General features: G+C 73.4%; 6 protein-coding genes and 2 pseudogenes. 3 read left to right on the forward strand and 5 right to left on the reverse strand.

Annotation, left to right across the window (positions count from 1 at the left end; genetic code table 11):
- Nucleotides 1–280: 280 nt before the first annotated feature.
- Nucleotides 281–364: pseudogene (locus tag JM949_RS37990) on the forward strand (LuxR C-terminal-related transcriptional regulator); the annotation flags it as partial.
- Nucleotides 365–536: 172 nt separating this feature from the next.
- On the opposite strand, the pseudogene JM949_RS29905 reads toward JM949_RS37990, so the two are convergent.
- Nucleotides 537–2254 (reverse strand): annotated as a pseudogene (locus JM949_RS29905) (hypothetical protein).
- Between the two features lie 53 nt (nucleotides 2255–2307).
- A complete protein-coding gene (lipA, locus tag JM949_RS29910) occupies nucleotides 2308–3303 on the reverse strand; it encodes a lipoyl synthase (protein WP_203151486.1) in 996 nt (331 codons plus the stop codon).
- A 452-nt stretch (nucleotides 3304–3755) separates the two neighbouring features.
- Between lipA and aspS the strand changes: the two genes are divergently transcribed.
- Nucleotides 3756–5042 carry an aspartate--tRNA(Asn) ligase gene (gene aspS, locus JM949_RS29915; protein WP_203151487.1) on the forward strand — a complete coding sequence of 429 codons (1287 nt, stop codon included), beginning with the start codon at nucleotides 3756–3758 and terminating at the stop codon, nucleotides 5040–5042.
- Nucleotides 5043–5084: 42 nt separating this feature from the next.
- Here the strand turns inward: aspS and lipB are convergent, their stop codons facing one another.
- The 3 genes from lipB to JM949_RS29930 all read right to left on the reverse strand — a co-directional run bounded on the left by lipB (nucleotide 5085) and on the right by JM949_RS29930 (nucleotide 8474).
- Nucleotides 5085–5726 carry a lipoyl(octanoyl) transferase LipB gene (gene lipB, locus JM949_RS29920; RefSeq protein ID WP_203151488.1) on the reverse strand — a complete coding sequence of 214 codons (642 nt, stop codon included), beginning with the start codon at nucleotides 5724–5726 and terminating at the stop codon, nucleotides 5085–5087.
- Between the two features lie 82 nt (nucleotides 5727–5808).
- Nucleotides 5809–6552, reverse strand: a complete 744-nt coding sequence (locus JM949_RS29925) for a hypothetical protein (RefSeq protein WP_203151489.1) — start codon at nucleotides 6550–6552, stop codon at nucleotides 5809–5811.
- Between the two features lie 89 nt (nucleotides 6553–6641).
- The gene (locus JM949_RS29930) at nucleotides 6642–8474 is read right to left on the reverse strand and encodes a DUF2079 domain-containing protein (RefSeq protein WP_203151490.1); all 1833 of its coding nucleotides are present in this window, start codon (nucleotides 8472–8474) and stop codon (nucleotides 6642–6644) included.
- A 223-nt stretch (nucleotides 8475–8697) separates the two neighbouring features.
- Here JM949_RS29930 and JM949_RS29935 point away from each other — a divergent pair.
- On the forward strand, nucleotides 8698–9707 hold a 1010-nt coding region (locus tag JM949_RS29935; protein ID WP_407664848.1), incomplete at its 3' end, for an extracellular catalytic domain type 1 short-chain-length polyhydroxyalkanoate depolymerase.

Here is a 9707-nt window from a genome sequence, read left to right on the forward strand (position 1 = left end):
CCGGTCGCTGCCCGCCTGGCGTGCGACGGTCGCGGCGTGGCGGGCCGACGGTCAGCCGTACCCGTTGGGTCGGGCGTTGCTGGCCCTGGCCGAGGCGACCGCCGCCGCCGGGGAGCGCGACGAGACCTCCGCGGCGGTCAGCGAGGCCACCGAGATCGGCCGGCGGCTGGGTGCGACACCGTTGGTGGAGGCGGCGGCCACCCTGGCGCGACGGGTCGGTCTGCGCAGCACGGACGGCGGCGGGGCCGGCGCCGACCTGCTGACCGCGCGGGAGCGGGAGGTGCTGCGGTTGGTCGCCGAGGGGCACAGCAACAGCCGGATCGCCGAGCAGCTCTTCATCTCCCCGAAGACGGCAAGCGTGCACGTTTCCCGGATCATCGCGAAGTTGAGCGTGACCAACCGGGTGGAGGCCGCCGCCCTGGCCCACCGCCTCGGCCTGCTCGCCGAGCCCGCCGGCCGCGCTGACGCCGCACCGGGCCGCGTAGGCGCTCGCCGCACGGCGCTGAGGCGGCCGCTGACGCCCGTCGGGGCCGGGATCAGCGCGGCAGGTAGATCCGCCAGCCGTCGATCACGACCAGGTCGAGGCGGCCCGCCGCGGCGCTGCGTTGACGCTCGTCGAGCACGGCGGCCAGCGGCGAGCCGGTCGGTGCGACCCAGGCGGCTGCCGGCGCGCGGTCCACCTCCCGGCGGTACGCGGGGTAGCGGTCGAAACCGGGCCGCAGCGCGTCGTCGACGACCGCGCAGACCACCTGCTCCGCGCTGGCGAAGGTGAGCCGGTTGCAGGTCCAGTAGCCGGCGCGCACGTGCCGTACGCCGAGCTGACGCAGGGTGCTCACCAACTCGGCGTGCCGGGCCTCGGCGGCCCGGGTCGCCGGGGCGGTCTCCGCCGCCCGCCAGGTGGCGTGGGCGGCGGTGCCCAGCGTGGCGGCGAGCAACGCCCAGGCGACCGGCCGGGCCAGCCGTGCCCCGGGGCTCCGCCGGCCGGTCACCGACGGACCCAGACCGTCGCGGGCCACCGTCCACACCGGCCAGAGCAGCGCCGGTAGCGAGATGAGCAGGCAGGACAGGTAACGGGAACTCTCCACCGGGGTGAGCCCGGCGGAACTGCTCACCGTGTACGCCCCCAGGGTGCCGATCGCGGCCAGCACGAGCGCCAGCCGGACCGCCGCCGCCACCCGAGGCGACACTTCGGCAGCGTCAGCACCGCCGGCAGCGTCAGCGGCCGAGCGCGCAGCGCCGGCGGCAGGGCGAACCGAGCCAGCAGCGCTGCCCGGATCAGCGCGGGCCGAGGAGTGCAGCACCCGCCAGGCGAGGATGGCGGCGGTGGCCAGCAGCAGCGGCAGGGCCAGCGACCACCACAGCTGCCAGGTGGCGCACCGCCCGGGAGCGCAGAAGCCCATGCCCAGGCTGGGGCCGAGGAGCAGGCCGCCGTGCAGCCGAGCGGCCAGTCGGCGGTGGCGTTCGCGCCGCCGGCGGCGAGGACGGCGGTCAGCGGGTTCGGCCCGTTGAGCAGGCTGTGCAGCAGCAGCGGAGCCGCCCCCAGCACGGCCCCCGCCCCGAGCAGCACCCCGGCCGCCCCGGACAGCTCGCGACGGCAGAACCCGACGAGCACCGCGCCGGTCGCCACCACGTACGGCAGCACGAGCGGGTCGACCCAGAGCATCAGGCCGGCCAGCAACCCCCACGCCGTCCAGCGCGCCAGCCGCCACCTCGACCGGCCGGTGGCCAGGTCCACGGCGAGCACGCACAGCGCCACCCCGGCCGCGTTCATCTCCGGGTAGCCGCCGCCCGCGATGAGCTGGTTCTTGACCACCCGGTCGGAGCCCAGGGCGAGCAGCGCCACCACCAGCAGCCCGAACCACCGGTCCCCGGTCAGCCGCCGGGTCAGCCGCCAGGTGAGCAGCAGGAACACCGCGTACAGCGCGAGCGTGGGCAGCCGCAGGCCGAGCAGCGACGGCCCACCGGTCAGGGTGAAGACCGGCGCGGCCAGGTACGCCTCAAGCGTGCCCATGTACTGCTGGCCGTAGAACCAGACCGGGAAGCCCTCACCCCGGGCGATGTGCAGCGCGGCCAACCCCATGGTGGCCTCGTCGCTGTTCGTCGGCGGCGTGGCGTGCCCCAACAGCCAGAGTCGGTAACCCACCCCGGCGAGGACGGCCAGCCCGGTGAGCCAACCGATCAGGCCGAAGCGTGCGCCGGGTCGCGGGCGCGGAGAGTCCGCGCCGCGCGGCTGCTGGCGTGCGCCGACGGTCATCGCACGATCATGACACCCGGACGCCGAACCGCCGTGCGGCGCTGCCGGGAGAGTCAGCCGGCGGTGACCACCGAGGCGGCGGCGCGGGCGTCGATGGCCTGCTGGTACAGCCGACCGGCCCGGTACGACGAGCGCACCAGCGGCCCGCTCATCACCCCGGCGAAACCGATTTCCTCGGCCTCCTCGCGCAGCTCGACGAACTCCTCGGGCTTGACCCAGCGGGTCACCGGGTGGTGCCGGGGCGAGGGGCGTAGGTACTGGGTGATGGTGATCAGCTCGCAGCCGGCCTCGTGCAGGTCGCGCAGCGCCTGCGAGACCTCGGCCCGCTCCTCGCCCATGCCCAGGATCAGGTTGCTCTTGGTGACCAGGCCGTCGGCGCGGGCCTGCCGGATCACGTCCAGCGAGCGGTCGTAGCGGAACGCCGGCCGGATCCGCTTGAAGATGCGCGGCACGGTCTCCACGTTGTGGGCCAGCACCTCGGGACGGGCGCCGAAGACCTCGGCGAGCTGCTCGGGGACGGCGTTGAAGTCCGGGATCAGCAGCTCGACGCCGCAGCCGGGCTGGAGGGCGTGGATCTGTCGGACGGTCTCGGCGTACAGCCAGGCGCCGCCGTCGGGCAGGTCGTCACGGGCGACGCCGGTGATGGTGGCGTAGCGCAGCCCCATCGAGACCACCGACTCGGCGACGCGACGTGGCTCGTCGGCGTCGAACTCGGCCGGCTTGCCGGTGTCGATCTGGCAGAAGTCGCAGCGGCGGGTGCACTGGTCACCACCGATCAGGAAGGTGGCCTCGCGGTCTTCCCAACACTCGTAGATGTTGGGGCAGCCGGCCTCCTGGCAGACGGTGTGCAGCCCCTCGCGCGTGACCAGCCCGCGCAGCTGGGTGTACTCCGGGCCCATCTTGGCCTTGACCTTGATCCATGGCGGTTTGCGCTCGATCGGCGTCTCGGCGTTGCGCGCCTCGATCCGCAGCAGACGCCGCCCCTCGGGGGCCGCCGTTGCGGTGCGCGCTGCCTGGCCGGTCGTCGGCGCGGAGTGCTCGATCGTCACGAAAATGAGCCTACGCCGGACGGCGGGCGTCTATGTGCGTCGGGCGACCGGCGTCACGCCGCAAACCTTGTGACGCCGGACACCGGCCCACCGAAAAATGGCGTCACACGCGCCGGGGGTGCGGTGCTACCGTCACCGCCAACAGCGACGACGGAGCCGAGTAGCGCCCCGACCCGCCAGTGCAGAGAGCCGCCGGTGCTGAGAGGCGGTCTGGCGCCGGGCTGCGAAGACCCTCCCGAGCTGCGGGAAGAACGGCCGCGGGGGCACCCGCGCCCAGTAGAGCCCGCCCGGTTGGCCCCGGTCATCAGGCGACGAACGAGGTCCCCACTTCGGTGGGGGCGAAGGTGTGGTGGCACCGCGAGGTTCCCGCTCGCCCACACCTCCCTGGGGCTGACGCGACGCTTCGCCACCCCCGGGCGGCGACGGCGTGGCGATCGACCGAGGAGTCCGCCATGCAACGAACCCTGTCCCAGCACCTGGCCACCCAGGTCGGCTCGACCGTGCGGATCGCCGGCTGGGTGCACCGACGCCGACTGCTCAAGTCGGTGGCCTTCCTGATCGTGCGGGACGCCACCGGCCTGGCCCAGGTGGTCGTCACCGACCCGGCCGTCCGCGCCGAGCTGGAGAAACTCACCGAGGAGACGGTCGTCGAGGTCACCGCGACGGCCACCGCGAACGACACCGCGCCCACCGGGGTCGAGCTGACCGACCCGACGGTACGTCCACTCGGGCCGCCCGCCGTGCCGCCCCCGTTCGACCTGTACCGGCCGGCGCTCACCGCGAGCCTGCCCACCCAGCTGGACCACGCGCCCACCGCCCTGCGGCACCCCACCCGGTCGGCCGCGCTGCGGATCTCGGCGGCCGCGGTGACCGGGTTCCGGGCCGCACTCGACGCCCAGGACTTCGTGGAGGTGCACACCCCGAAGGTGGTCAGCTCCAGCACCGAGAGCGGGGCGAACGTGTTCGCGCTGGACTGGTTCGGCCGGCCCGCGTACCTGGCCCAGTCGCCGCAGTTCTACAAGCAGCTGATGGTCGGCGTCTTCGAACGCGTCTACGAGGTGGGGCCGGTCTTCCGGGCCGAGCCGCACGACACCGTCCGGCACCTCGCCCAGTACACGTCGCTCGACGCGGAGCTGGGTTTCATCGCCGGCCACCGGGACGTGATGCGGGTGCTGCGCGACACAGTGGCCGGGATGCTCGGCGCGGTGGGCGAGCGGGCCGCCGGCGCACTGGCCACGCTCGGCGTCACGCCACCGCAGGTGCCGGCGGAGATCCCGGCCGTGCACTTCACCGAGGCGCTGCGGATCGCCGACGCGCCCGCCGACGAGCCGGACCTCGCCCCTGCCCACGAACGGGCGCTGGGCGAGTGGGCCCGCCGCGAACACGGCTCGGACTTCCTCTTCGTCACCGGCTACCCGATGGCGAAACGACCGTTCTACACCCACCCGGACCCGGCGCGGCCCGCGTACTCGAACGGGTTTGACCTGCTCTTCCGTGGTCTGGAGCTGGTCACCGGCGGGCAGCGGCTGCACCGGCACGCCGACTACCTGGCGACGTTGGCGGCCCGGGGCGAGTCGACCGAGCCGTACGCCGGTTACCTGGACGCGTTCCGGCACGGCATGCCACCGCACGGTGGCTTCGCCATCGGCCTGGAACGGTTCGTGGCCCGGCTGGTCGGCGCGGCCAACATCCGGGAGGTCACCGCGTTCCCGCGCGACCTGCACCGGCTCACCCCGTGAGGAGGCGCGGGCCGGGGGTGCTGCGCCCCCGGCCGCGTGCGCTCAGACCTGGACCAGGGTGCCGAGTCGGCGCTCGACCACCGGCAGCACGTCCGCGACGCTGATCGGGCGACCCAGCTCGGCGGTGAGCGAGGTGACGCCCGCGTCCCGGATGCCGCACGGCACGATCCGGTCGAAGTAGGTGAGGTCGCAGTCGCAGTTGATCGAGAAGCCGTGCAGGGTGACGCCCCGGGCGACCCGGATGCCGATGGCGGCCACCTTGCGGGCCGGCCCCCGGTCGTCCTCGGGCACCCAGACACCGCTGCGCCCCTCGACCCGGCCGGCGGTCAGCCCGAACTCGGCGCACACGTCGATGAGCAGGTCTTCGGTGCGGCGCACGTAGGCGACCACGTCCACCGGGTCGGGCAACCGCAGGATCGGGTAGCCGACGAGCTGCCCCGGCCCGTGCCAGGTGATCTTGCCGCCGCGGTCCACGTCGACGACCGGGGTGCCGTCGACGGGCCGGTCCCACGGCTCGGTGCGCTTGCCCGCGGTGTAGACGCTCGGGTGCTCCAGCAGCAGCACGGTGTCGCCGCGCTCGCCGGCCACCACCGACTCGTGCAGCCGCCGCTGCTCGTCCCAGGCGGCCTGGTAGTCGAGCAGGCCGGCACGGACGGCCGTCAGGCCGGGGGTCGTCGTTGTCACGTCGTTCAGCGTAGTCCCGTCGGCGGTGATCATCCCTGGTGAGCCGCCTCACCAGGGCTGGTCACGCCCGTGGCGCCCGGCCTCAGGCGTGCGGTGTCGGGCCGGCGGCCGGGAGCGTCGCCGAACCCCGGCGGCGACGAATGCGGCGGACGATCAGGGCGACGGCGAGCAACACCGGCACCAGCGCGTTTCCGTCCGGCGGACCAGCCACCGCCAGCAGGTCACCGGCGGGCGACCAGGCCGCCGCGTGGTGGGCGGCGAAGGTGCCGGCCTCGACCACCTGCTCGGTGCCCCGGAACGGATCGACGATGAGCAGGTCGTCGGGTTTCTCCGGGTCGTTGAGCTGCTGGTTGTCCGGCCCGAAGCTGATCACCTCGTCGTCGTTGCCGCGGCTGCCGAGCACCCGCCGCCCATCCGGCGACCACGCGAACAGGTCCAGCCCGGGGTTCATCGGGCGGCTCTGCCGCCCGGTGGTGAGGTCCAGCAACTCGCCGGACTGTGGCCGCAGGTAGTGCCGCCCGTCGGGGGAGAGCAGCCCGTGCCCCTCGGCGATGCGGATCGGGATCAACCGGTATGCGCCGTCCCGGGCGACCAGCACTCCGGTCGACTCGAGGTAGCGGGTGCGTTCGGTGAAGAACACCAGCGCCGCCGGACCGGCCGGGCGTTGCCCGACGGTGGCCTGCCACAGCCACGGATCGTGCACCCGGGCGGGCACCGCGCCAGCCGCGCTGCTGTCCGCCGCGCTGCTGCCGCCGCCCGTGCTGCCGTTGGCGGCCGTGGCGGCGGGCGCGCTGAGCGCCACGAGGGCCAGCGCGACAGCGACCACGGTGGCACGTCGCAATCGCCTGCCGTTCTCTCCTCGCATCGCTTCATTAGACGCGACGGGGGTCCGATCAGGGTGGCCCGACCGGCGGTTCACCGGTCGGCCGGTGGGATGCGCCAGAGCCACACGTCGTCGACCCGCTGCGGCTCGCCGAACAGGGCGGTGCCGGTACGCCGCAGCGCCTCCTCGTCGACCTCGAACTTCGCGCCGTGCACCTGGTCGGCGAGCACCACCGTCTCGATCCGCCAGTGCCGCAGGTCCGACCGGACCTCACGGATCGTCCCGTCGGTGATGATCGGCACCAACCCGGTACGGCCGGCCTGGTCCAGCAACGCGCTCAGGGTGCGCGGCACCGGGCCGATCCGGCCACGCCCGTCCGGCCCACCGGGGCCGAGGAAGAAGCCGCCGGGAATGTCGAACTCGCCCTGCCGGTGCGACAACGCGTACGCCTGCCAGCGTTGACCGTCCGGGTAGATGTCCACAGTCAGCGGCACCGGGGTGAGCACCCCGTCGGGTGAGACGTAGTCCCGCCACGTGCCCGAGGTGATGAACCGGGGGATCGGCTCCCGCTCGTCGGTCAGCAGCGGGGTGGGGAGCAGCGGCACCAGAGCCGCCGCGAAACCGAGCACCCACGCCAGTTCGGTGGGGCGGTACCGGGGTGGCGCGGCGCGCAGCTGATCGATGGTGTACGCCAGCACCAGCCCGATCACCGGCGCGACCACCAGGGCCAGCCGGGCCGGCAGCGCGGCGTTCACCACCGGCAGCTGCCCCACCAGGTCGAACGGCATGGGCAGGTCGGTGCGTCGCCCGTCGACCTTGGCGACCGGCCCGAAGGAGAGCGCCGTGAAGATCAGCGCGAGGGCGCCCAGCGCCCAGAGGGTGGCCCGGCGGCCCGCGTCGGCCTGCCGCCAGAGCGCGACGAAGCAGATCACGGTGAGCACCAGCAGGGGGATGCCGAAGAACGAGTTCTCCTCGGTCGGGTTCGGTGCCAGCGAGGTGCCCAGCCCCGCCTCGCCGGCCAGCGAGCGGCGCGGGAACGCGGCGAACGCCGCGATGTCCTCGGAATGGATCACCGGGTCGAAGCCGGTGCCGTGGAACCGTTGCGGCCCGGCGAAGTGCAGCCACAACGGGTACGCCAGCAGCGCGCTGGCGACCACGGCGGTCACCCCGAGCCCGCGCAGGAAGGTGGGCAACGCGGCACGTGCCTCGGCCCGGTTGGCCGGGTGCGCCGCCCAGACGACGACGAAGACGCCGAGCGCCAGGGCGGCGAAGAACAGCCCCTCGGCGGCGATCGAGAAGGAGACCGCGACCAGCACGCCGAGGATCACCCCGTCGCGCAGCCAGTGCCCCGGTCGGCGTAGCGCGAACAGCCGCCAGATCAGCAGCGGCACCAGCCAACCGGCGGTCCAGTTCAGGTGCGCGTTGGCGTGCGACACCATGCCGGGGGAGTAGGCGATGAACAGGGCGCCGACCCCGGCGGCCAGCCGGCTGCGGAGCAGGTGCCGGGAGAGCAGCCAGTACCAGGCCAGCGCGGTGGCGAGCAGGTTCAGGGTGAGGATGACCAGGAACGTCGCCGGCGGCCCGATCAGGTACGTGAGCGGGGCGAAGACCACCGCGTACACCGTGATCGAGGTGTTGACCGCGAGGTTCACGCCGTCCGGAACGTTGATCAGGTAGGTGAAGAGCGGGTTGTCGCCGTGGGTGACCGCGTGCCCGCCGAAGGCCAGCAGCCACTCGAAGAGCGCCTGGTCGCTGGAGTTGACGGTGATGGTGCGGGTGTTCGGGTCCCGCCACAGCCCACTGGTCACCCAGACGGCCAGTGCGAGCGCCACCAGCACGACGATCAGGTCGGCCCGGCGGTCCCGGACGACGCGCGGAGGTGACGCGGGTGCGGGCCCGGTGGCCAGCGACGGGGAGGACGGCACGCAGCGGACGTTACCAACCGGACCTGGACAGGCCGGTCAGACCTGCGAGGAGCGGACCGACGAGGTACGAGACGGGTAGCGTGCGCCGCGTCGACGGGCCGGCGTACACAGCGGTTGGCGTGAATGTGTGAGTGCGCCCCATGTCATGGCGGCGACACACCGTCGTAACGTCTCGGCAACTCGACCGTGACCCAGTTCACAGTCCGCCCTCCAGGAGGCCGCCGTGCGCCGCTCCTCGTCCACCCTCACCCGACTGCTCGGCGCGGTCGCCGGGCTCGTCCTCGCCGCAGCGGGCGCGGTCGCCGTCGCCGCGCCCGCCCAGGCCGCCACCCTCACCCAGGTCACCGGGTTCGGCTCCAACCCGGGCAACCTCGCCATGTACGCGTACCGGCCGGACGGCCTGCCGGCCAACTCGCCGGCTGTCGTGCTGCTGCACGGCTGCACCCAGAACGCCGCCGGCTACTTCGCCAACTCCGGCTGGCAGAAGTACGCCGACCAGTGGAAGTTCGCCCTGATCGTCGCCCAGCAGCCGGCCGGCAACAACGCCAACTCCTGCTTCAACTTCTTCGAGTCCGGGGACACCACGCGGGGCCAGGGCGAGGCGCTGTCGATCAAACAGATGGTCGACCACGCCAAGGCGAACTTCGCGGTGAACGGCTCCCGGGTCTTCGTCAGCGGCCTCTCCGCGGGCGGGGCGATGAGCGCGGTCATGCTGGCCACCTACCCGGACGTCTTCGCCGCGGGATCGATCATCGCGGGCATTCCGTACCGCTGCGCCACCAGCATGGTCAACGCGTTCAGCTGCATGAACCCGGGTGCGGACAAGACCCCCGCCGCCTGGGGTGACCTGGTTCGGGGCGCGTACTCCGGCTACACCGGCCCGCGGCCCCGGGTGGCCATCTGGCACGGCACCTCGGACACCACTGTCACCCCACTCAACGGCACCGAGTCCCGCGACCAGTGGACCAACGTGCGGGGCGTCTCGCAGACCCCGACCAGCACCTCGTCGCTGCCCGGCAACACCACCCTGGAGGTGTACGGCAACGACGACGTGCGGCTCTACCGAATCTCCGGCATGGGCCACGGTACGCCGGTGGACCCCGGTTCCGGCGCCGAGCAGTGCGGCACCGCGACCGCCTTCTTCCTGGACACCATCTGCTCGACGTACCGGGACGCGACCTTCTTCGGCCTCCAACGGCGGCGGCACCACCCCGACCACGCCGCCGACCGGCC

The organism is Micromonospora tarensis (assembly GCF_016803395.1).
Lineage (GTDB): Bacteria > Actinomycetota > Actinomycetes > Mycobacteriales > Micromonosporaceae > Micromonospora > Micromonospora tarensis.